The following is a 22414-nucleotide window of genomic DNA, read 5'->3' on the forward strand; positions in this document are numbered from 1 at the left end:
ATGGACACGAGTTCGACCACGGTCACGCGCACGGAACACTTCGGCACCCTCGGGGACGGCACCGCCGTGCACCGCTGGACGCTGGAACGGGGCGGTACGCGGGTGCGGGTGCTGACGTACGGCGCGATCGTGCAGTCCGTCGAGGTGCCGGACCGGGACGGCGCCGTCGCCCCGGTGGCGCTGGGGCTGCCGGACCTGGCCTCGTACCTCCGGTACACCGGGCCGTACTTCGGCGCGCTGGTCGGGCGGTACGCCAACCGGATCGGCGGGGCGGCTTTCGCGCTCGACGGGCGGACCCACCACCTCACCCGCAACGAGGGCCGCAACCATGTGCACGGCGGGGCGACCGGCTTCGACAAGCGGGTGTGGGACACCCGCGAGGTCCCGGGCGGGGTGGAGATGTCGCTGGTCTCCGCGGACGGCGAGGAGGGCTTCCCCGGGCGGCTGGAGGTGACGGTGGCGTACACCCTGGACGAGGACGGGGCGCTGCGGATCGGCTACCGGGCGACGACGGACGCGCCGACCGTGGTCAATCTGACGAACCACACGTACTGGAACCTGGCTGGCGCGGACTCCGGCAGCGCGCTGGGCCAGCGGCTGCGGATCGCCGCGGGGCGGATCACGCCGGCCGACGGGGAGTCGCTGCCGACGGGCGAGTTCCTGCCGGTGGCGGGGACCCGCTTCGACTTCCGGGAGCCGCGTCCGGTCTCCAAGGAGTTCGACCACAACTTCGTGCTGGACGAGGCGGTGGAGGGCCCGGTAGCCGAGCTGTACGACGAGGTGTCGGGGCGCGTCCTGACCGTCACGACGACGGAGCCGGGCATGCAGTTGTACACGGCGGACCACTTCGACGGGCGGCCGTTCGGGCCGTGCGCCGGGATCGCGCTGGAGACCCAGCACTTCCCGGACTCGCCGAACCGGCCGGAGTTCCCGAGCACGGTGCTGCGGCCGGGCGAGGCGTACGTGTCGACCACGGTGTACGGCTTCGGGGTGCGCTGACGAGACGTCGGCAGGAACGGTTCCACCTGCGGTGACGTCGTACGGGCGGCAGTACGACAAGATCGCTTGCGGCACCTGCGGGTGATTCCGGACGGATCTACGCGCGTTCGCGCAATGCGCCCCGTTCCACGCCCCCCAGGGTGTCGGCATGACTACCGAACCCTCCGGGCCCACGTCCGCCCTGCCCTCCCGCCGTTCCCTGATCGCGGGGGCCGCCGCGGGGGCCGCGGCCGGTGCCGCCGCCCTCGCCACCACCGCCGCCGCCCCGGCGGGCGCCGCCGTCCCCGCGGCTCCCACCGCCCCGGTCGCGGCCCCCGGCTCCGACTGGAACGCCTGCCTGGAGGTCGCGCGCGCGATCCTCGTCCGGGACGAGCAGGACCGCTCGCTCGTCCCGCACTACCGCGACGTCCTGCTGACCAAGGGGCTGCCGCGCAGCCGCAAGGCGCCCAAGAAGGTCCTGGTCGTCGGCGCCGGCCCGGCCGGACTGGCCGCCGCCCGGCTGCTCCACGAGGCCGGCCACGAGGTGACCGTCATCGAGGCCAACGGCAACCGGGTCGGCGGCCGGATCAAGACCTTCCGCACCGGCGGCCACGAGCACGCGAAGGCGCCGTTCGCCGATCCGAAGCAGTACGCCGAGGCGGGGGCGATGCGCATTCCGGACAGCCACCCGCTCGTCACCGGGCTGATGGACAGCCTCGGTCTCAAGCGCCGCCGCTTCTACCTGGTGGACGTGGACCCGACCGGGAAGCCCGTCAACCACACCTGGATCCACGTCAACGGCATCCGGGTCCGCAAGGCCGACTACGCGCGGAAGCCGCAGGCGGTCAACCGTTCCTTCGGAGTCCCCGCCGCCTTCGAGGACAAGCCCGCGGCCACCATCGTGCGCGAGGCCTTCGCCCCGGTGCGCGCGGAGTTCGAGGGCAAGGAGGGATCGGAGCTCGTGGAGGGCTGGGCCCGGGTCATCCAGCGCTACGGGCACTGGTCGATGTTCCGCTTCCTCACCGAGGCCGCCAAGCTCGACGAGCGCACCATCGACCTGATCGGCACCGTCGAGAACCTCACCTCCCGGCTCCCGCTGGCCTTCGTGCACAGCTTCATCGGCGCCGCCCTGATCAGCCCCGACACCGCCTTCTACGAACTGCCCGAGGGCACGGCGACGCTGGCCGACGCGATGTACGCGCCGGTGAGGAAGCTGGTGCACCTGGACCGCCGGGCGGCCCGGATCACCCACGGCGAGGACGGGGTGCGGGTCGAGACGGTGTCCGAGGGCCGCGACGGCACGGTCGTGCGGGAGACCTTCACCGGGGACCGGGCGATCGTCACCGTGCCGTTCTCCGGACTGCGCCACGTCCCGGTCACGCCCGCGCTCTCGTACGGCAAGCGGCGCGCGATCACCGAGGTCCACTACGACTCGGCCACCAAGGTGCTGCTCGAATTCAGCCGCCGCTGGTGGGAGTTCGAGGAGAAGGACTGGAAGAAGGAACTGGACGCGGTCCGGCCCGGTCTGTACGACGACTACCGCCTCGGCAGGGCCCCGGCGGACGGTTCGCTGCTGGGCGCGCACCCCTCGGTGCCGGCCGGTCACATCCCGCCCAACCAGCGCGTGCACTACGCCGCGTACCGGGCGACCGCGCGCAACCAGCCCGAGGCCGCCCACGTCATCGGCGGCGGCTCGGTCACGGACAACGCCAACCGCTTCATGTACCAGCCCTCCCACCCGGTCCCCGGCAGCCGGGGCGGTGTCCTCCTGGCGTCCTACAGCTGGGCCGACGACGCCCTGAAGTGGGACTCCCTGGACGACGACGAGCGCTATCCGCACGCCCTGGGCGGGGTGCAGGACGTGTACGGGCAGCGGATCGAGGTCTTCTACACGGGCGTCGGCGCCACCCAGTCGTGGATGCGCGACCCGTACGCGTACGGCGAGGCGTCCGTGCTGCTCCCCGGACAGCACACCGAACTCCTCGCCGACATCCGGTCGGTGGAGGGCCCGCTGCACTTCGCGGGCTGCCACACCTCCGTCAAGCCGGCCTGGATCGAGGGCGCGCTGGAGTCGGCGGTGCGCGCGGCCCTGGAGGTCCACGCGAGCTGACGGTCAGTCGTCGTCCTTGCCGTCGCCCGAGCCGTCCCCGGCCGTGCCCTCGCCCACCAGGTCGCGGGCCAGCAGGGTCGCTCCGGCGACGGCTCCGGGCATCAGGAGGACGGCGACGAAGGGGACGAGGAAGGCGAGGCCGAGGGGGACGCCGAAGCCGAGGGTCAGCAGCCGGCGGCCGCGCAGCAGCACGAGCCGGTCCTTGAGGACCAGGCCCCGGCGCTGGAGGGCGACGGCGGTGAGTTCCTCGGCGAGGAAGTAGCCGGTGACGCAGAAGCCGATGACCGGGACGACGGTCTGCCCGGCGACCGGCACGAAGCCGAACGCGAAAAGCAGGACGGAGTAGAGCGCGACCCGGGCCAGCACGCGCACGCTGTCCCGCGCCGAGATCCACAGCTCCCGCCAGAGCGGCAGCCCGGACTCGGGGACCTCGCCTCCCTCGGCCCGTTCGACCTCCTCGGACAGCGCCTCGTAGAAGGGCTGTCCGACCAGGAGCGTCACAGCGGTGAACGTGATGACGGCGAGGAAGAGGCCGAGGGCGAAGACGAGCACGGTCAGCGTGGTGCGCAGCAGCCCGTTCCAGGGTGAGGACCAGTCGTCGGCGAACGGTGTCGCCCGGTCCACGAGGTCGTCGGCCCCGTAGGCGAGGCCGATCAGGGCGCCCGCGTACAGGACGAGGGTGATGAGGCCGGGGAGCAGCCCGAAGCCGAACCAGCGGCCGTGGCCGGCGACCCAGCGCTGCCCCTTGACCAGATATCCGAAGCCCGCCCCGAGATCACGCATGGGCGTCAGCGTAACGGGGCCCCGGAGGGCCCCGTCCGCCGCCCGTCAGGCCAGCCGGATCATGTTCCAGGACATCGGTTCCAGCACCGCGTGGAGCACGCCCGCCTCCAGGGTCGTGCCCTCGGCCGGGTGGGGGGCGACGCGCTCGGGCTCGTCGAGGGTGTTGCGGGCCTCGGGGTCGGTGTCGGCGAGGACCTGGTGCTCGGTGACCTCCGTCAGTTCCAGTCCGTGCAGGGCGATGTCGAGGGGCAGGGCGGTGTCCCGGCCCCGGTTGACCGCGAAGACGGTGACCGCGCCGGTCTCCGGGTCGTGGACCGCGGTGGCGTGCAGCAGGTCCGTCTCGCCGTACTTGGCGGTGTCGTACGTGGGCGAGTCGACGCGGACGTCGAGGACCCGGCCGCGTCCGTGGCGGGCCGTCAGGGCGAAGGGGAAGAAGGTGGTCTGGCGCCAGGCCGGGCCGCCGGGCTCGGTCATGATCGGGGCGATGACGTTGACCAGTTGGGCCAGGCAGGCGACGGACACCCGGTCGGCGTGGCGCAGCAGGGCGATGAGGAGGCTGCCGACGACGACGGCGTCGGTGACGGAGTAGTTGTCCTCCAGCAGCCGGGGTGCCTCGGGCCAGTCGAGCGGGTGGGCCTCGGCCTCCTGGAGGCTGCGGGTCATGTACCAGACGTTCCACTCGTCGAAGGAGAGGTTGATCCTCTTCTCCGACTTCAGCCGGGCGCCGACGTGGTCGCAGGTGGCGACGACGGCCTCGATGAAGGACTCCATGTCGACGGCGGAGGCCAGGAACGAGTCGCGGTCGCCGCCGGTCTCCTCGTAGTAGGCGTGCAGCGAGACGTAGTCGACGAGGTCGTAGGTCTCGGCGAGGACGGTCGCCTCCCAGGCGGCGAACGTGGGCATGGCGCGGCTGGAGGAGCCGCAGGCGACGAGTTCGACGGAGGGGTCGATCTGGCGCATGGCGCGGGCCGTCTCGGCGGCGGTCCTGCCGTACTCCTCGGCGGTCTTGTGGCCGGTCTGCCAGGGGCCGTCCATCTCGTTGCCCAGGCACCACAGCCGGATGCCGAAGGGGTCCTTGTCGCCGTGGGCGACGCGGCGGTCGGAGCGTTCGGTGCCGGACGGGTGGTTGGCGTACTCCTGGAGGGCGAGGGCGTCCTCGACGCCCCGGGTGCCGAGGTTGACGGCCAGCATCGGCTCGGCCTGCGGGCCGGTCTTCCGGAGGAAGTCCATGAACTCGGAGAGCCCGAAGCGGTTGGTCTCGGTGGAGCGCCAGGCGAGGTCGAGCCGGCGGGGGCGTTCGTCGACGGGGCCGGTGCCGTCCTCCCAGCGGTAGCCGGAGACGAAGTTGCCGCCGGGGTAGCGGATGGCGGTGACGCCGAGTTCGCGGACGAGTGCGAGGACGTCGGTGCGCAGGCCCGCGTCGTCGGCCGCGGGGTGGCCGGGTTCGTAGAGGCCGTCGTAGACGCAGCGGCCGAGGTGCTCGACGAACGAGCCGTAGAGGCGGGGGTCGACGTCTCCGACGGTGAACGCGGGGTCGAGCGTGAAGCGGGCGGTGCGGGTCATGACGTCCTTCGGGGTCCGGCGCACCGGGCGGCGCGCGTACGACATGTTCGAGATTTCGAATGGTGACCGTAACTTCGAACGGACCGTAGAATCGAAGCGCTTGCGCGTCAATGGCCCGCACCGGAATTCCGCCCTGGAGTCCGGGGCATACGAAGGGGGCCGCACCCCGTGGGGAGTGCGGCCCCCTTCGCGGGCGGGCGCGGATCAGCCGAGGGTGACGATCATCTTCCCGGTGTTCTCGCCGCGGAGCAGTCCGTCGAAGGCCTCGAAGCCGTTCTCGATGCCCTCGACGACGGTCTCGCGGTACTTCAGCTCACCGGACGACAGCCAGCCGGCCACCTCGCGGACGAACTGGTCCTGGAGGCCGTAGTGGTCGCCGACGAGCATGCCCTGGAGGCGCAGGCGCTTGCCGATGACGAGGGCGAGGTTGCGCGGGGCGGGGGTCGGCTCGGTGGCGTTGTACTGGGCGATCATGCCGCAGATGGTGGCCCGGCCGTGCACGTTGAACGAGGAGATCGCGGCCTCCAGGTGCTCGCCGCCGACGTTGTCGAAGTAGACGTCGATGCCGTCCGGGGCGGCCTGGCGCAGCTGCTCCGCCACGGGGCCGTTCTTGTAGTTGAAGGCCGCGTCGAAGCCGTACTCCTCGGTGAGGAGCTTGACCTTCTCGTCGGAGCCGGCCGAGCCGATGACCCGCGAGGCGCCCTTGATCCGGGCCATCTGGCCGACCTGGCTGCCGACCGCGCCGGCCGCGCCGGAGACGAAGACCGCGTCGCCCTCCTTGAAGGAGGCCACGTCGAACAGTCCGGCGTAGGCGGTGAGACCGGTCATGCCGAGCACGCCGAGGTAGGCGGAGAGCGGGGCGAGCGAGGCGTCGACCTTCACCGCGTGCTCCGCGGGCACCGAGGCGTACTCGCGCCAGCCGAGGCCGTGCAGGACGTGGTCGCCGACCTGGAAGCCCTCGGCGTTCGAGGCGACGACCTCGCCGACCGCGCCGCCGTCCATGGGGTGGTCGAGCTTGAACGGCGGGACGTAGGACTTCACGTCGTTCATCCGGCCGCGCATGTACGGGTCGACCGAGAAGTGCAGATTGCGCACGAGGACCCGGCCCTCGGCGGGGGCGGTGACGGGCTCCTCGCGCAGCGCGAAGTCCTCGGCCTTCGGCCAGCCGTGCGGACGGGCGACCAGGTGCCAAGCGCGGCCGGACGCGGGAAGGGTGAAAGTCATCGCCGGGGGTCTCCTCGGAGTGCGGGGGTGGAAGCCGCGCCGTGGGGGCGCAAAAGCTTCATGAGGTGAAACAACCATGCGCCCAGATATTTCATGTTGTCAAGTAACCGGGTATCCTGACCGGTATGGCGTCCCCCCGAACAGACCCGCTGACCCTCGAAGTCGTCGAGCTGATCGGCACCGTCGTCGCGCGGTACTACGAGGAGTACGAGCAGGCCGCGTCCGCGCACGGGCTCACCGGCGCCCAGGCCCGGGTGCTCGGGCTCCTCGCCCTCGACCCGCTGCCGATGCGCCGCATCGCCCAGAAGCTGAAGTGCGAGCCGTCCAACGTGACCGGCATCATCGACCGGCTGGAGGCGCGCGGCCTCGTCGAGCGGCGCCCCGATCCGGCCGACCGGCGGGTCAAGCTGGCCGCCCCCACGGAGCTGGGCGCCCGCACCTCCCGAGAACTGCGCGACTCGCTGGACTTCGCGGGCGAACCGCTGGCCGGACTCTCCGAGGCCGACCGGGCCACCCTGCGCGATCTGCTGCGGCGAATGCTCGGACTGGACCCGGCCGCCCCGCGCTGACTCCCCCGGTCCGGGCCCGCACCGGCCGCCGGCGCCCCGGGCGCCCGCCCGGATGTGGAAGCGTGGCACCCATGACCGCCGCCGCCCCCTTCGGCCCCCGTGCGTTCCAGCTCGTCCTGCTGCGCCGGATGGCCGACCACCAGCCCGGACTCGTCGAGGACGCCCGTCGCGCGCTGGGCGCCCCGCTCTCCGAGATGCGCGAGGCCAACCGCCGCTGGCAGGCGATGAGCCGGGCGCCCCGGGGGCCGGGCGCCCTGCGCCGCTACCGCTCGGTGCTGGGCGAGCCCGAGGTGTCCGAGCGGCGCGTGATCGGCGATCTGGAGTGCGACGCGCTGCTGTGGCCGCTGCCGCTCTGGCCGGAGCTGCGGTTCGAGGTGATGGCCGGGCCCGGCGGCGCGGTGTGGAACGCGTGGCTGGTCCGGGCGCTGAACGCGCCCTCCCCCGTGCTCGGCCCGGCCGCCACGCTGCTCCCGTGGTCGTGCACGGTCGCCGAGGTGGCCCGCGCCTTCGCGCCCGCCCGTCCGATGGAGGGCAGCGCACCGACCCGCTGGGCGCTCGCGTTCACCGACGGCGCCACCGGCACCCCGTACGTCGCGGAGTTCACCTGGGGGCTGTTCCAGCGGCTGCTGCCCGGCCGCGCGGACGGCTGAGGCGGGGCCCGTTCCCGGGCCGCCCCACAACCGTACGAACCCCCGGCCCGGGGCCGGGCCCCGGGCCGCCCCCGCGGTCGGCCGGTCCGCGTCCGACACGCCGTCAGCTCCGTCCCTCCTCCGGCGTACCCCAGCGCGCACCACGCCCACGAACGGCGCACGATGCGAAGAGAACCGGCTGCCCGTCGGTCCCCCCTCAGCGCTCTCGGGAGAACCTGCCGTGACCGTCAGCCTTGAGCAGTTGCGCCGTTGCCATGTCGCCGTCGACCTCGGGGCCGCCCGCACCCGGGTGTACGTCAAGGGGCTCGGGCTCGTCGTGGACGAACCGAGCGTCGCCGCCGTCAACACCCGTACGGGCTCGCTCATCGCGGTCGGCGCGCTCGCCGACCAGATGACGGGACGTACGCCCCACTACATCCGGGTGGTCCGTCCGGTCTCCGGCGGCACCGTCGTCGACATCGAGATGGCCCAGCGCATGCTGCGCCATCTGCTGGGCGAGAAGCTCCGCCGCCAGCTGCGGCGCAAGCCGCGGCTGCGGGCCGCCGCCTGCATTCCGCACGAGAGCGACCCGCTGGCCCAGCGCGCCGCGGTCGAGACCCTGGTCGGTCTCGGCGCCCGCCGGGTCGAGCTGGTCGACACGCTGATCGCGGCGGCCGTCGGCTGCGGGCTCCCGGTCGAGCAGCCGACCGCCACCATGATCATGGTGTGCGGGGCGGCCACCACCCAGATCGCGGTGCTCTCGCTCGGCTCGATCGTGACCGCCGTGCGCATCCCGGTCGGCGGCGAGGCGATCGACGCCGCCGTGATCCAGCATCTGCGCCAGCACCACGAGCTGATGCTGCCGAGCCAGTCCGTGCGCCCGCTCCAGCTGGCCCTCAGCGGCAACGGCCTGACCGCGCAGGGCCCCACCGTGACCGAGATCCACGGCCGGGACGTGGCCACCGGCCTGGCCCGCTCCGTGGAGGTCGACACCGCCGCCGTGCGCCAGGCCATCCACACCCCGCTGACCGCCGTCCTCGACGGCCTCGGCAAGGTGCTGCGGGACTGCCCGCCCGATCTGGTGGCCGATCTCGCCGACTCCGGGATCATGATGGTCGGTGGCAGCGCGCTGCTCCCCGGGCTCGACCAGATGCTCCGGAACGCCACGGGCGTGCCCGTGCACATCGCCGAACGCCCGGACACCTGCTCCGTCCTCGGGCTCGGCGCCATGCTGGACGGCAAGATCAGCCCGATGGTCCTCGACCCGCTCGCCGGCTGAGCCGCGGGCGCCGATGAACGGTCCCCCGGAGGAGGCGGCGCCCGCGCCCGGCGTCCCCAGGTCGCCGCTGCTGCCGAGACTGCTGGAGGCGGTGCTCGCCGTCGGCACCGAACTGGAGCTGCGGGCCACCCTCCAGCAGATCATCGACACCGCCACCGCGCTGACCGGCGCCCGCTACGGGGCGCTCGGCGTCCTCGGCCCCGGCCGCACCACGATCAGCGAGCTGTACGTGACCGGGCTGAGTCCGGCCGAGAAGGAGGCGGTCGGCGCGCTGCCCAACGGGCACACGGGTCTGCTCGGCGCCCTCATCGAGGAGTGCCGGCCGCTGCGCTCGGACGATCTGGCGGCCGACCCGCGCTCCTCGGGGGTGCCTCCCGGCCATCCCCCGGTGCACTCCTTCCTCGGCGCCCCGGTCCGGGTCCACCGCAGGGTCTTCGGGAACATCTACCTCGCCGACAAACGGACCGGGACCTTCACCGACACGGACACGACCCTGCTGCGGGTCCTCGCCGACCAGGCGGGCATCGCGATCGGCAACGCCCGTCTGTACGAGAGCGCCCGGCAGCGCGAGCGCTGGATCGAGGGCGCGGCCGCGGTCACCACCACCCTGCTGACCGGGGAGAACGTCTCCGACGCGCTGATGACGGTGGCCGAGCGGGCCCGGCTGCTGAGCGACGCGGCGGCCGGGGTGATCCTCCAGCCGACCGAGGAGGGCGGCATGGAGATCGTCGCCGCGTCCACCCGGGAGGACCCGGCCGGTCTGGTGGGCACGACGATCGCGCCCGGCTCCCCGGTCCTGGAACAGCTGCTGGGCGGCGAGGCCGTCTTCGTCGACGACTCGGCGACCGACCCCCGGATGACCACCCCGGTCCGGTCGCGCTTCGGCCCGAGCATGATGCTGCCGCTGCAGAGCGGCGGGCGGCTGATCGGCACGCTGGCCCTGCCGCGCGGGCGCGGTGCCCGGCCGTACACCGATGTGGAACGGCTGCTGGCCGCCCAGTTCGCCTCGCAGGCCGCGCTCGCCCTGGTGCTGGCCGACTCCCAGCACGACCGCGAGCAGCTGGCGGTCTACGAGGACCGGGACCGGATCGCCCGCGATCTGCACGATCTGGTCGTCCAGCGGCTGTTCGCCACCGAGATGATGCTGGAGTCCACCCGCCGCCGGACCGCCGCCGCGGAGACGGACGAGCTGCTCGGCCGGGCCGTGGACGAGCTGGACTCCACGATCCAGGAGGTGCGGACCGCGATCTTCGCCCTCCAGCAGCCGCCCGCCGAGGCCCCGACGACCTTCCGGGGCCAGGTGCTGCGGGAGACCGGCGGGGCGGCCGCGCTGCTCGGCTTCCCGCCCTCGGTGCACTTCGAGGGGCCGGTGGACGCCCTGGTGGGCGGGGATGTGGCGGACCGGCTGCTGGCGGCGCTGCGCGGGGCGCTGGCCGCCGCGCACCGGCACAGCGGGGTGTCGGCGATCGAGGTGGAGGTGGACGCGACGACGGTGCTCCCGGACGGCCGGGCGGCGGTCCGGCTCTCGGTCGCGGACGACGGGCGCGGGCCGGACGGCGCGCGGGTCCCGCCGGTCACCTGGCAGGCGCCGCTGTAGGGCCTGCGCGGCGGACGGACGTGCCCGGTCCGGGATCGCCCGTCCCCGCCCCGGTCACGAACCGGCGCCGGCCCTGAGGGCGATCCGGGTGGTGGAGTGGGCGACGCCCGCCTCGCGCTTGAGCCGGCGCAGCAGCGTGTCCAGCGCCGCGGTGTCGGCGGCCGTGGCCCGGACGAGGTAGTCGTGGGGGCCTGTCACATGGATCACCTCGGTGATCCCGGGGAGGGTGAGCACGGCGCGTTCGAAGACCTCGTGGGTGGTGTCCGACCGCAGGCTGACGTCGATGAAGACGACGAGGCCGGTCCGGGTGTCGGCGGCCGGGTCGATGATCACGGTGAAGCCCCGGATGACGCCGTCGCGGCGCAGCCGGCGCACCCGGTCGGCGGCCGCGTTGGCGCTCAGTCCGACCTGCGCGCCGAGGTCGCGGTACGAGATCCGTGCGTCCTCCTGGAGGGCGCCGAGGATTTCCCTGTCCAGACGATCCATACCGCGATTGTCCCAGTTTCTTCTGGATTGCGACTGCGGGGAGGGTGGAGGCCCGGTCCCGGCCGCCGTCCGGCCTCCTCGTTCGGCCCAGTCCGGCGGGCCGGTGACCGGCGCCCGCTCTTGACTGGTGCTGTGGAAACAGCCGCCAAGCAGTCCCCCGCACCGGCCGACGCCCCGCCCTCCGGCGCCTACCGCAACCTCGTGATGGCCACGATCGGCTTCGCGCTCACCTTCTGGGCGTGGAATCTGATCGCGCCGATGTCCGCGGACTACAAGGACCGGCTGGGTCTCAGCTCCTTCCAGCAGTCGCTGCTGGTGGCGGTACCGGTGCTGGTCGGTTCGGTGGGCCGCATCCCGGTGGGCGCGCTCACCGACAAGTACGGCGCCCGGCTGATGTTCCCGCTGGTCTCGGCGCTGACCATCGTGCCGGTGGTGCTGCTGATCCCGGCGAAGGACTCCTACGGGGCGATGCTGGCCGTGGGCTTCCTCCTGGGCCTGGGCGGGACCACGTTCGCCATCGGGATCCCGCTGGTCAACTCCTGGTTCCCGCCCTCCGACCGGGGTCTGGCGCTCGGTGTCTTCGGCATGGGCATGGGCGGCGTCGCGCTGTCCGGCTACTTCACCCCGCGCATCGCCAAGCACGGCGACAACCTGCCGTTCCTCGTGGTGGCCGGGGCCCTGGTCGTGTACGCGGCGCTCGCGGCGGTGCTGGTCAGCGACCATCCGGACCGCAAGGTGCCCACGGACTCGCTGGCCGAGCGGCTGGGCTCGGCGGGCCGGCTGCGGGTGACCTGGGAGCTGTCCGCGCTGTACGCGATCGGCTTCGGCGGCATCGTGGCCTTCGGCGTCTATCTGCCGACGTACCTGAAGACCTGGTACGAACTGACGCCGACCGACGCCGGCACCAAAGCGGCCGGGTTCGCCCTGGTCACGGTCATCTTCCGGCCGATCGGCGGCTGGCTCTCGGACCGGATGCACCCGGCGATCGTGACCTCGGCCGCGCTGGGCCTCGCCGCCGTGACCGCGATCGTGCAGGCCTTCGACCCCGAGCTGTCGCCCGGCGGCACGATCGCGCTGCTCTGCATGGCGGCCGGCCTCGGCACCTCCAGCGGCAGTGTCTTCGCCCTGGTCTCGCAGGTCACCCCGCAGGCCAAGGTGGGCAGTGTGACCGGCATCGTCGGTGCCATGGGCGGTCTCGGCGGCTTCGTGCCCCCGCTGGTGATGGGCGCGATCTACAGCGCGAAGGGCTCCTACTCGATCGGTTTCATGCTGTTGTCCGATCTGGCGCTGGCGGGCTGTGTGTACGCGTACGGGCGCATGCGGAACATCCGGCGGGACGCCTGAGCGGCCTCCCCGCCGCGTACGAGAACGGCAGCGTTCCCGCCGGAACGCTGCCGTTCGCCGTGGGTGCCGGTTCAGCGGGCCGCGGCCCGCTGTCCGGCCTCGAACCGCCCGGCCCAGTACGCCGTCCGGTCGAGGTAGGCCGTTTCGGCGGCCTCACCGGTCTTTCCGTACGCCCCCTCGTAGGTCCGGTAGCCGTGTCCGGCCGGCGGGGTGCTCGACGCCGGTTCGATCGGGCTGCCCTCGTGCCACTCGTTGAACGAGGTGACGGAGACCCAGGTGGGTGATCCGCCGACGGCCGGGTCCAGGGCGTTGCTCCACTCCAGGTCGTACGCGGCGCCGTCGTCCCGGTCCAGGGTCGGGGTGGTGTTGCCCGGCACGGCCCGGTCGTCGAGGTAGCCGGGGGCCACCGAGGGCGCCCAGACCAGTCCGTTGGCCTTCGCGTACTCCCCGGCCTGCCGCCAGCCCGGGGCGGTCGCCCCGGCGATGCCGTCGTAGGTGTAGAGCCCGCCGAAGTGCGCCACCTTGGTGGTGTCGGTGGTCTGGGCGAGGACGACGGCGGTGTCCCGTACGACGTCCAGGGCGGACCAGTCCTGGATCCGCAGGCTCTCGAAGACGTAGAACGCGGGGCGGTTGCCGTGCTCCGCGTCCCGGTAGTAGGCGGGGTGGCCGCCGTACGTCGCGTCCAGATACGCGATGTCGTCGACGACGGAGGCCGCGGTCCGGCCGCTGTACGGCTCGATGTGCCAGGCGACCTGGATGCCGTGCCGGGCGGCGGCGTCCAGCACCCGCCCGGCGAGCGCGTCCTCGTAGCCGCCGCGCCCCCACCAGCTGTAGACGATGACCCCGGCACCGGACCGCTCGATCCACTTCATGTGCTGCTCGACGGCGCCGGCCACGTCGCCGGAGTCGTAGGGACCGAGCTTCGGGTAGAGGTCCGCCCCGATGTCGTCCGGCGGGGTGTGGCCGCCCTGTTCCCAGTGGCGCCAGCTGCCGTGGGTGCCCGGGTTCCCGTACCACGGGTAGTAGAAGAGGTGGACGTCCCGGGAGAGCGCCGCCTTCGGTTCCTGGCCGCCCGCGCCGCAGTCGGCGGTCACCGCGCCGGCGGCGTACTGCACGCCGCCCAGGAGGAGCCGGCGGAAGTCCGCGTCGGCGTAGGACTCGGCGGTGTGGCCGAGGCCGGTGTAGAACGACCGGCCGGAACCCTGCGGATGGCACCAGGTGATGGGGTGGTCGCCGCCCATCTCGCCGCCCGTGTAGCTGCTCTCGTCGAGGCTCTGGAGCACATGGACGCCGTCGCGGGGATCGGTGCGGTAGTTGTACCACTCGTCGGTGCGGGTCCAGCTCTCGCCGAGATGGGCGGTGGCCGGGTGGGTGCGGTCCTCGGTGACGACCCGGGCCTGCTGGATCGCCGGATGGCTCTTGAACCAGGCGCCGACGAGGTGTTCGTAGTCCGGCCAGTCGTACTCGGTGTCGGCGGCCGCGTGAACGCCGACGAATCCGCCGCCCCCGTCGACGTACGCCAGCAGCGCGTCCTGCTGCGCGGTGTCCAGGACGTCGCCGGTGGTGCTGAGGAAGACGACGGCCTCGTAGCCGGCGAGGTTCTGCGGAGTGAAGGCGGCGGGGTCCTCGGTGGCGGTGACGGTGAAGCCCCCCTCGGCACCGAGCTGCTGGATCGCGGTGATCCCGGCGGGGATGGAGTCGTGCCGGAATCCGGCGGTCCGGGAGAAGACGAGGACGTCGTACGGCTCGGCGGCGGGCGCGGCGCCCGCCGTGGGGGCGGGGGCCAGGAGCGCGGCGCCGAGGGCGAGGACGGCGGCGCACACGGCGTGACGGGCGCGGCGGAGCGGACGGTGGCTCATGCGCCGCTCACCCCGCCGTCTCGAAGGTGAAGGAGTCGATGTCGAACAGGTTGCCCTGTCCGGTCGGCCCCCTGAGGACGAGGAAGAGCGTGGTGGGGACGGCCGGGGCGTCGTGCACGGCGGCGCTCACCTCGGTGAAGGTCTCCCAGCCGCCGGTCGGGGCGACGTCCAGCGTGGCGATCAGGGGCCCGCCGACGGAGCCGGTGCGGACCTCGATGGTGCCGCCGGGTCCGGCCGAGGAGACCCGGGCCGTGATCCGGGAGGCGTCGCCGACCGCGTACGGGGTGAAGGAGATCCAGTCGCCGTCGTCGGTGAAGCCGACGGTGGCGCCGCCCTCGGCGGGCCCGTGTCCGGCGATCTCGATGCCGGAGGAGTCCGTGCAGTGCTCGGCCTGGCGGTGGCGCGGCTGGAGGACGCTGTCGCTGTGGGTGGTCAGTCCGCCGGAGTCGGTGTACTCGGCGTCGAAGACCCCGTAGATGTCGGCGGCGCTGTCGTGCTCGCCGTCGACCGGGACGTCGATGGTGCCGGTGCAGCCGTTCTTCGAGGTGATCTGGTGGCGGTGGCTGTCGTGGCCGAGCAGATAGGTGACCTTGACCTTCGCGCAGTCGACGGTGCCGTCCTCCGGGTCGGTGACGGTGACCGTGAAGGGCACGGAGTCGCCGAAGGAGAAGAGTCCGCCGTCCACGGGGGTGGTCAGGGTGACGGACGGGGCGGTGTTGCCGGCGGTGACCACGAGGCTGGCGGTGCCGGTGAGCCCTTCGGGATCGGTGACGGTGAGCGTCGGGCGGTAGGTCCCGGCGGTGGTGTACGTGTGGTGGGGGTCGGCCTCGGTGGAGGTGGTCCCGTCCCCGAAGTCCCAGGAGTGGCGCAGCGCCCCGCCCTCGGGGTCCTCGCTGCCGGCCGAGGAGAAGGCGACGGCGAGCGGGGTGGATCCGGAGGTGCGGTCGGCGGCGGCCCTGGCGACGGGCGAGCGGTTGCTGCCGGCCAGGTACTCGACGCGGTAGAGGGCCTGGTTGCCCGAGCCGGTGCCGTAGTCCAGGACGTAGAGCGCTCCGTCCGGGCCGAAGGCGGAGTCCATGACCTGGGTGCCGGTCCAGGGGAAGGTGTCGATGGCCCCCGGGGAGCCGTCGGCCCGCACTTCCACGGGCTTGATCCACTTGCGGCCGTACTCGGTGGCGAAGAAGCGGCCGTCCAGCGAGGCGGGGAACTTCACCGAGGAGTCGAGGTCCGCGTCGTAGTGGTAGACCGGGCCGGCCATCGGCGATTCGGAGCCGCCGCCGAACTCGGGCGGGGAGCCGGCGTCGCCCGCGTACCGGATCCAGGCCGGCTGCGCGGCCGGGAGCGTCGGCAGACCGGTGTTGCGGAAGGAGTCGTTGGCCGGGCCGCCCGCGCAGTCGTACTTCGCTCCGGAGGGGCCGGAAGGGAAGGTGTACGCGTGGTACGTCTCCGAGGCGGTGTTCGTGCCGGTGCAGTACGGCCAGCCGAAGTTGCCGGGGCCGGTGACGCGGTCGAACTCGACCTGGCCGCTGGGGCCGCGGTCCGGGTCGGTGACCCCGGCGTCGGGGCCGTAGTCGCCGATGTAGACGGTGCCGGTGGGCCGGTCGACGGACATCCGGAACGGGTTGCGGAAGCCCATCGCGTAGATCTCGGGGCGGGTCCGGGGGGTGCCGGGGGCGAAGAGGTTGCCGGCCGGGACCGTGTAGCCGCCGTCGGCCGCGGGGGTGATCCGCAGCAGCTTGCCGCGCAGGTCGTTGGTGTTGCCGGAGGAGCGCTGGGCGTCGAACTGCGGGTTGCGCTCGGTGCGTTCGTCGATCGGCGCGTAGCCGGCGGAGTCGAAGGGGTTGGTGTCGTCGCCGGTGGTCAGATAGAGGTTCCCGGCCGCGTCGAAGTCGATGTCGCCGCCGACGTGGCAGCACTGGCCGCGGTCGTTGGGGACTTCGAGGATCACCTTCTCGCTGGCGGTGTCCAGCGTCCCGTCCGCCCTCAGGGTGAAGCGGGAGAGGTTGAGGTGGCCCTTCCAGGCCTCGAAGTCGGCGGCGGTGCCGGTCACCGGGGCGTCGCCGGGCGGGGTGTCCAGGGCGGGCGAGTAGTACAGGTAGAGGTGGCGGTTGACGGCGAAGTCCGGGTCGGCGGCGACGCCTTGGAGCCCTTCCTCGTCGTGCGTGTACACGTTGAGCTTCCCGGCGGTCCTGGTGGCTCCGGAGGCGTCGGTGAGCCGGACCGTGCCGTCGCGGGCGGTGTGGACGACGGAGCGGTCGGGGAGGACCGCGAGGGACATCGCCTCGCCGAGTTCGGCGGGGCCGAGGGCGAGGGGGACCTGCTGGTAGTCGGCGGCCGGGATCTCCGCCGCGGCGCGGTCCGCCGTGGGGACGGCCGTCGCGGTGCCGGAGGCGAGTCCTCCGGCGGCCACCAGGGTGAGAGCGGTGAGCGCTCTCCACCACCGTGGGGGTGACAAGGACATGGACGCTGTTCCTTCCTGACGGTGCGTGGGGTTGTCAGGCAAGGCGCTGTCGCGCTTTGCGACGTGCGTGAGCGGCCGGGCGGACGGCGGACGCGTCGGCGCGAACAGGTTTTTTCTTGTCTGTCGCGCCGATGCTCCGCCCGGAGTGAACTTTTTGCATGCTGGCAACGCAAAATTAATAAGTCAACCCTGTATCCAAATTCACGCAGGATGCCCCGTACAGCCATCGGCCCCCGGATCCGACCCCTGTCGGGGCGTGCTTCGAGGCACATTCGAGGGCCGGAAGCGCTTCACCGATCTAGGGTGCGCAGAGTGATGCCACTTCTGCCTGCACTCCAGGACCCGACCGGATCCGCGGGGGCCCGCGAGGCCGTCCGCTTCGACGAAACCTCCCTGTCCTACGCGCGGTTGGCCGCCGCGGCGGACGCGCTGGCCGCCGAACTCCCCGCGCCGGGACCGGTCGCCGTGTGGGCGCTGCCCACCGCGCACACCGTGGTCGCGGTGGTGGCCGCGCTGCGCGCGGGCGTCCCCGCCGTCCCGCTCAACCCGAAGACGGGCGCACGCGAACTGGCCCACATCGTCGCCGACAGCGCGCCCGCCGCCGTGCTGGCCGCCGCCGGCGAGACGCTGCCCCCGGCACTGGCCGGCCTGCCGCGGATCAACGTGTCCACGACCGCCGGGGACGCCGTCCGCCCCGCTCCGCCCGAGCCCTCCCCCGAGTCCCCCGCCCTCGTCGTCTACACCTCCGGAACCACCGGCCCGCCGAAGGGCGCGGTGCTGCCGCGCCGGGCGATCGCCGCGTCGCTGGACGCGCTGGAGGACGCCTGGCAGTGGACCGGCGACGACGTCCTCGTGCACGCGCTGCCCCTCTTCCACGTCCACGGGCTGATCCTCGGCATCCTCGGCCCGCTGCGCCGGGGCGGTTCGGTGCGCCATCTCGTCCGGTTCTCCACCGAGGGCGTGGCCCGGGAGCTGAACGACGGCGGCACGATGCTGTTCGGCGTCCCGACGATGTACCACCGGCTCGCGGAAGCGCTTGCGGACCCGGCGGGCCCGGAGGGTCTGACGAAGGCGCTCGCGGGCGCCCGGCTGCTGGTCTCCGGCTCGGCCGCGCTCCCCGTCCACGACCACGAGCGGATCGCCGACGCGACCGGCCGCCGGGTCATCGAGCGGTACGGGATGACGGAGACCCTGATGAACACGGGCGTACGGGCCGACGGCGCGCCCCGCCCCGGCACGGTCGGCGCCCCGCTGCGCGGCGTGGAACTGCGGCTGGTCGAGGAGGACGGCACCCCGCTGGACGACCCGTCGGCCATCGGGGAGATCCAGGTGCGCGGGCCGAACCTGTTCACCGGCTATCTCAACCGCCCCGACGCCACCGCCGCCGCGCTCACCGCCGACGGCTGGTTCCGGACCGGCGACATGGCCACGCTCGACCCCGACGGCTACGTACGCATCGTCGGCCGCAAGGCCACGGACCTGATCAAGAGCGGCGGCTACAAGATCGGGGCCGGGGAGATCGAGAACGCCCTGCTGGACCACCCGGGCGTCCGGGAGGCCGCCGTCACCGGCGAACCGGACCCCGACCTCGGCGAGCGCGTCGTCGCCTGGGTGGTCCCGGCCGACCCCGCCGCCCCGCCCCCGGCGGACGAACTGGCCGCCCATGTCGCCGCCCAGCTCTCCCCCCACAAGCGCCCCCGCACGGTCCGCTATCTCGACGCCCTCCCGCGCAACGACCTGGGCAAGATCATGAAGCGGTCCCTCCATGGCTGAGCGGGCGGCGGGCGGGACGGCCCGTGCGGCCGTCGCCGCGCTCACCGACGACTTCACCGAGTCGACCGCCCCGGTCGGGGACACCGCGGGCGACGGACCGCTCGGCTGGGAGGGGTACGCCGACTCCCGCGTCCGGGCCACCGCACGCACCGGCGAGCAGGAGTCCGTCGTGCACGGCCTGGCCACCGTCGGCGGGCAGCGCTGTGTGCTGATCTCCTTCGAGTTCGGCTTCCTCGGCGGCTCGCTCGGGCAGCGCACCGGTGACCGGCTGGAGGCCGCGTACGAGGAGGCCGCCCGGCGCGGCCTCCCCCTCGTCTCCCTGATCGCGACGGGCGGCAGCCGCATGCAGGAGGGCATGATCGCCCTCACCCAGCTGCACCGGGTGGCCCGCGCCTCGGCCCGCCTCCGGGCGGCCGGGCCGGCCCAGATCGCGGTGGTCCGCGACCCCACGACCGGCGGCGGCTGGGCGACCCTGGGCGCGGGCGCCGATGTGATCCTCGCCCTGCCCGGCGCCCAGGTCGGCTTCGCCGGATCCCGCGTCCGGCCGCCCGACGCCGACCCGTCCGCCTACACCGCGGAGGGCCAGTTCGCCGCCGGCCAGGTCGACGCGATCGTCGCGCCCGAGGACCTGCGGGAGACGGTGGGCCACTGGCTGCGGCTGCTGACCCGCCGCACGGATCCGTCCGCGTCCGTTTCGGTGTCCGGCACATCGGTGTCGGACGCCACCTCGGTGCTGGGTGCCACGCAGGGGCCGGACGTCGCGCAGGTACCGGGTGCCACGCCGTCACCGGACGCCACCTCGGCCTCGGACACCACACTGGCCCCGGCACCGACCGCCGTGCCGCTCCCGCCCCCCGCCCCGGTCCCCTCCGCACCCGTCGCGACGGAGCTGCCCCGGACCGGCTGGGACGCGGTGCTGCGGGCCCGGAGCGCGGACCGGCCGCGCGCGCACGCCTATCTGGACGCCTACTTCGCCCTGCGGATGCCGTTGAGCGGGGACCGCTGCGGCGGCCGGGACCCGGGGCTGCTGTGCGGCTTCGGGCTGCGGGACGGCGCGCCCGTGGCGTACGTCGCGCAATGCGGGACGGCGACGCGCCCGGCGGGCTACCGGACGGCGGCCCGGGTGATCCGGCTGGCCGACCGGCTGGGCGTCCCGGTCCTCACCCTGGTCGACACCCCGGGCGCGGCCAACGACGCGGAGGCCGAGCGGAGCGGGGCGGGACCGGCCATCGCGGACGCCTTCGCGGCGATCGCGGCGGCCCGGGTGCCGGTCACCACCCTGGTCATCGGCGAGGGCGGTTCGGGCGGGGCGCTGGCCCTGGCGTCCCCGGACCGCACCCACGTGACGGCCGACAGCTACTTCTCGGTCATCGCCCCGGAACTGGCCGCGGCGATCCTCAAACGCTCCCCCGACCGGGTCCGGGCCACCGCCGACCAGCTGCGGCTGCGCCCGCAGGACCTGGTGGAGCTGGGGGTGGCCCGCTCGGTCGTCGGGGCGGCTCCCGCGGAGGACGGAGGCGTGCCGCCGCGCGAGGGCGGGCCGGGGTGACTAGCGTGGCGAGGGGGCCATCCACCGACTGAGGAGATGACCGGTCATGGCCGCAGAGCCGGAGGGCACACCGTGCTGGGCCGACGCGACGTTCGCCGACCTCGACGCCGCCAAGCACTTCTACGGTGAGCTGCTGGGCTGGACGTACGGCGAATCGTCGCCCGAGTACGGCAACTACACGCAGGCGTTCGCGGACGGCAAGGCGGTCGCCGCGCTGATGCCGCCGCCTCCGGGCCACGACGTTCCGTCGGCGTGGTGCCTGTACCTCGCCTCGCCGGACGCCGCGGCCACCGCCGCGAGGATCCGCGAGCACGGCGGCACGGTCCTGGTGGAACCGATGCAGGTCGGGGAGTTCGGCACGATGGTGGTGGCGAGCGACCCCGGCGGCGCCGTCTTCGGCGTCTGGCAGCCCGGCAGCCACCAGGGCTTCGAGGCCCGCAACGTCCCCGGCGCGTACAGCTGGGCCGAGATCTTCACCCGGGAGCCGGAGAAGGCCGACGCCTTCTTCCCGGCCGTCTTCGGGTACGGCGTCAAGCGCATGGAGGACGACGCCGTCGACTTCACCCTGTACGACCTGGGCGCCGACCCGGTCCTCGGCCGGATGAAGATGACGGAGGACTTCCCGCCGGAGGTGCCGCCGTATCTGAACGTGTACTTCACTGTGGACGACTGCGACGCGGCGGTGGCGAAGGCGCAGTCCCTAGGGGCGACGCTCCGCTTCGGCCCGCTCACCATCCCGTTCGGCCGGTTCGCCGCCCTGACCGACCCTCAGGGCGCCCCGTTCTCGCTGATCGACGGTACGACGACGGGCGGCGACATGCCGACGCTCACGGACGTGTCCTGACGCTTTCCGTTCCCCGCTCCCGGACAGGCGCGGGACCGCGCCCCCGGCCGCGGCTCAGGCCTCGGGGGCGCGCGCGTCGTAGCGCGCGAACCCGGGCCATCGCAGCGCCAGCAGCCCCACGGCGAGGACGCACGCGATCCCGCCTCCGGTGACGGCCCAGCCCGGGGAGGCCAGGTCCGCGACGGACCCGGCGATGAAGTCGCCGAGCCTCGGGCCGCCCGCCACCACGACGATGAACACGCCCTGGAGCCGGCCGCGCATCTCGTCCGGCACGGCGGCCTGGAGCATGGTGTTCCGGAAGACCATCGAGGTGGTGTCCGAGGCACCCGCGAGCGCCAGGAAGACGAGCCCGAGCCAGAGCTGCCGGGTCAGCCCGAAGGCGGCGACGGCGGCGCCCCAGCTCGCCACGGCGAAGAGCACCGCCCGCCCGTGCCGCCGGATCCGCCCGAGCCAGCCGGAGAACACCCCGCCCAGGAGCGCCCCGAGCGCCGGGGCCGCGACCAGCAGCCCGGTGGTCTTCGCGTCGCCCCCGTACCAGAGTCCGGCGACGACGGGGAACAGGGCGCGGGGGTGGGCGAGCACCATCGCGCACAGGTCGGTGAAGAACGTCATCCGCAGATTGGGCCGCGTGCCCAGAAAGCGCAGCCCGTCCAGGACCGAGGCGCGCTTGACCGCCCCCGTCTCCCCCGCGCCCCGCTCGGGCAGCATCGCGGGCAGCCGCCACATCGCGTACAGCGAGGCCGTGAAGGTGACGGCGTCGACCCCGTACGCGGCCCGGTACCCCCACCAGCCGACGACCAGCCCGCCGAGCATCGGCCCCAGCAGCATCCCCGTCGTACTGGTCATCGAGGACAGCGCGTTCGCCGCGGGCAGCTGCTCGGCCGGCAGCAGCCGCGCGATCATCGAGCTGCGGGCCGGTGAGTTCAGCGCGAAGCAGACCGCCTGGAGCGCCACGACCCCGTACAGCAGCCCCACCGCCTCCACCCCGGCCACGGTGACCCCGAACAGCCCCACCGACAGCAGGAACGACCCGGCCGCGCTCACCAGCCCCAGCTTCCGCCGGTCCACCGTGTCCGCGATCGCCCCGCCGTACAGCCCGAACACCACCAGCGGCACCAGCGAACAGAACCCGATCAGCCCCACCGAGAACGCCGACCCCGTCAGGTCGTACACCTGCAACGACACCGCCAGCGAGGTCATCCCCTGCCCCACCCACGACACCGTGTTCCCGAACCACAGCCGCCGGTAGTCCGGCGAGATCCGCAGGGGCGTCAGATCGGCAAATATCCGACGCCGCGGAGCCGGCTCGCCGGCCGCTTCCGCGGGTTCGGTCAGGGATTCGGTCACAGCGGATGGTATCGACCGG

17 protein-coding genes are annotated in these 22414 nt (G+C 73.4%); 10 read left to right on the forward strand and 7 right to left on the reverse strand.

What is annotated here, in order from left to right; translation table 11 throughout:
* Together ACFVDM_RS04235 and ACFVDM_RS04240 are read left to right on the forward strand one after the other, a co-directional pair.
* Positions 1-999, forward strand: a complete 999-nt coding sequence (locus tag ACFVDM_RS04235; protein WP_383632919.1) for an aldose epimerase family protein — start codon at positions 1-3, stop codon at positions 997-999.
* Between the two features lie 148 nt (positions 1000-1147).
* Positions 1148-3088, forward strand: coding sequence for a flavin monoamine oxidase family protein (locus tag ACFVDM_RS04240; RefSeq protein ID WP_383632922.1), 1941 nt, complete (start codon positions 1148-1150; stop codon positions 3086-3088).
* 3 nt (positions 3089-3091) lie between these two features.
* Here ACFVDM_RS04240 and ACFVDM_RS04245 read toward each other — a convergent pair whose 3' ends face one another.
* The 3 genes from ACFVDM_RS04245 to ACFVDM_RS04255 all read right to left on the reverse strand — a co-directional run bounded on the left by ACFVDM_RS04245 (position 3092) and on the right by ACFVDM_RS04255 (position 6658).
* Positions 3092-3871: an EI24 domain-containing protein gene (locus ACFVDM_RS04245; protein ID WP_383632925.1), complete on the reverse strand. Its 780-nt coding sequence runs from the start codon at positions 3869-3871 to the stop codon at positions 3092-3094.
* 45 nt (positions 3872-3916) lie between these two features.
* Positions 3917-5434, reverse strand: a complete 1518-nt coding sequence (locus ACFVDM_RS04250) for an alpha-N-arabinofuranosidase (RefSeq protein WP_383632928.1) — start codon at positions 5432-5434, stop codon at positions 3917-3919.
* Between the two features lie 204 nt (positions 5435-5638).
* Entirely contained in the window at positions 5639-6658 is a 1020-nt protein-coding gene (locus ACFVDM_RS04255) for an NADP-dependent oxidoreductase (RefSeq protein ID WP_383632932.1), read from the reverse strand.
* Between the two features lie 125 nt (positions 6659-6783).
* Here ACFVDM_RS04255 and ACFVDM_RS04260 point away from each other — a divergent pair, with 125 nt between their 5' ends.
* The 4 genes from ACFVDM_RS04260 to ACFVDM_RS04275 all read left to right on the forward strand — a co-directional run bounded on the left by ACFVDM_RS04260 (position 6784) and on the right by ACFVDM_RS04275 (position 10732).
* Entirely contained in the window at positions 6784-7227 is a 444-nt protein-coding gene (locus ACFVDM_RS04260; protein ID WP_383632935.1) for a MarR family winged helix-turn-helix transcriptional regulator, read from the forward strand.
* A 71-nt stretch (positions 7228-7298) separates the two neighbouring features.
* Entirely contained in the window at positions 7299-7877 is a 579-nt protein-coding gene (locus ACFVDM_RS04265) for a hypothetical protein (protein WP_383632938.1), read from the forward strand.
* 220 nt (positions 7878-8097) lie between these two features.
* Complete coding sequence (locus ACFVDM_RS04270) at positions 8098-9135, forward strand: rod shape-determining protein (RefSeq protein WP_383632941.1); 1038 nt, start codon at positions 8098-8100, stop codon at positions 9133-9135.
* 13 nt (positions 9136-9148) lie between these two features.
* Entirely contained in the window at positions 9149-10732 is a 1584-nt protein-coding gene (locus tag ACFVDM_RS04275) for a GAF domain-containing protein (protein ID WP_383632944.1), read from the forward strand.
* Positions 10733-10786: 54 nt separating this feature from the next.
* On the opposite strand, the gene ACFVDM_RS04280 is transcribed toward ACFVDM_RS04275, so the two are convergent.
* On the reverse strand, positions 10787-11218 hold the full coding sequence (locus tag ACFVDM_RS04280) for an Lrp/AsnC family transcriptional regulator (RefSeq protein ID WP_383632947.1): 432 nt from the start codon (positions 11216-11218) through the stop codon (positions 10787-10789).
* Positions 11219-11350: 132 nt separating this feature from the next.
* Here ACFVDM_RS04280 and ACFVDM_RS04285 point away from each other — a divergent pair, with 132 nt between their 5' ends.
* Positions 11351-12562 (forward strand): nitrate/nitrite transporter, encoded by a 1212-nt coding sequence (locus tag ACFVDM_RS04285; protein ID WP_383632950.1) that lies wholly within the window; start codon positions 11351-11353, stop codon positions 12560-12562.
* A 71-nt stretch (positions 12563-12633) separates the two neighbouring features.
* Here the strand turns inward: ACFVDM_RS04285 and ACFVDM_RS04290 are convergent, their stop codons facing one another.
* Positions 12634-14421 carry a ThuA domain-containing protein gene (locus ACFVDM_RS04290; protein WP_383632953.1) on the reverse strand — a complete coding sequence of 596 codons (1788 nt, stop codon included), beginning with the start codon at positions 14419-14421 and terminating at the stop codon, positions 12634-12636.
* A gap of 7 nt (positions 14422-14428) precedes the next feature.
* On the reverse strand, positions 14429-16882 hold the full coding sequence (locus tag ACFVDM_RS04295; protein ID WP_383632956.1) for a PQQ-dependent sugar dehydrogenase: 2454 nt from the start codon (positions 16880-16882) through the stop codon (positions 14429-14431).
* 315 nt (positions 16883-17197) lie between these two features.
* On the opposite strand from ACFVDM_RS04295, the gene ACFVDM_RS04300 reads away from it, so the two are divergent.
* Genes ACFVDM_RS04300 through ACFVDM_RS04310 form a run of 3 tightly spaced genes read left to right on the forward strand, consistent with a single transcriptional unit; the run spans position 17198 to position 21048 of the window.
* A complete protein-coding gene (locus ACFVDM_RS04300; RefSeq protein ID WP_383632959.1) occupies positions 17198-18655 on the forward strand; it encodes an acyl-CoA synthetase in 1458 nt (485 codons plus the stop codon).
* Positions 18648-20204 (forward strand): carboxyl transferase domain-containing protein, encoded by a 1557-nt coding sequence (locus ACFVDM_RS04305; RefSeq protein WP_383632962.1) that lies wholly within the window; start codon positions 18648-18650, stop codon positions 20202-20204. Before ACFVDM_RS04300 ends, ACFVDM_RS04305 begins: the two co-directional genes overlap by 8 nt.
* 46 nt (positions 20205-20250) lie before the next feature.
* Positions 20251-21048, forward strand: a complete 798-nt coding sequence (locus tag ACFVDM_RS04310) for a VOC family protein (protein WP_383632965.1) — start codon at positions 20251-20253, stop codon at positions 21046-21048.
* Positions 21049-21102: 54 nt separating this feature from the next.
* On the opposite strand, the gene ACFVDM_RS04315 is transcribed toward ACFVDM_RS04310, so the two are convergent.
* Positions 21103-22395, reverse strand: coding sequence for an MFS transporter (locus ACFVDM_RS04315; protein ID WP_383632967.1), 1293 nt, complete (start codon positions 22393-22395; stop codon positions 21103-21105).
* Positions 22396-22414 lie beyond the last annotated feature (19 nt).

Source organism: Streptomyces sp. NPDC057682 (genome assembly GCF_042799575.1).
Classification (GTDB): domain Bacteria; phylum Actinomycetota; class Actinomycetes; order Streptomycetales; family Streptomycetaceae; genus Streptomyces.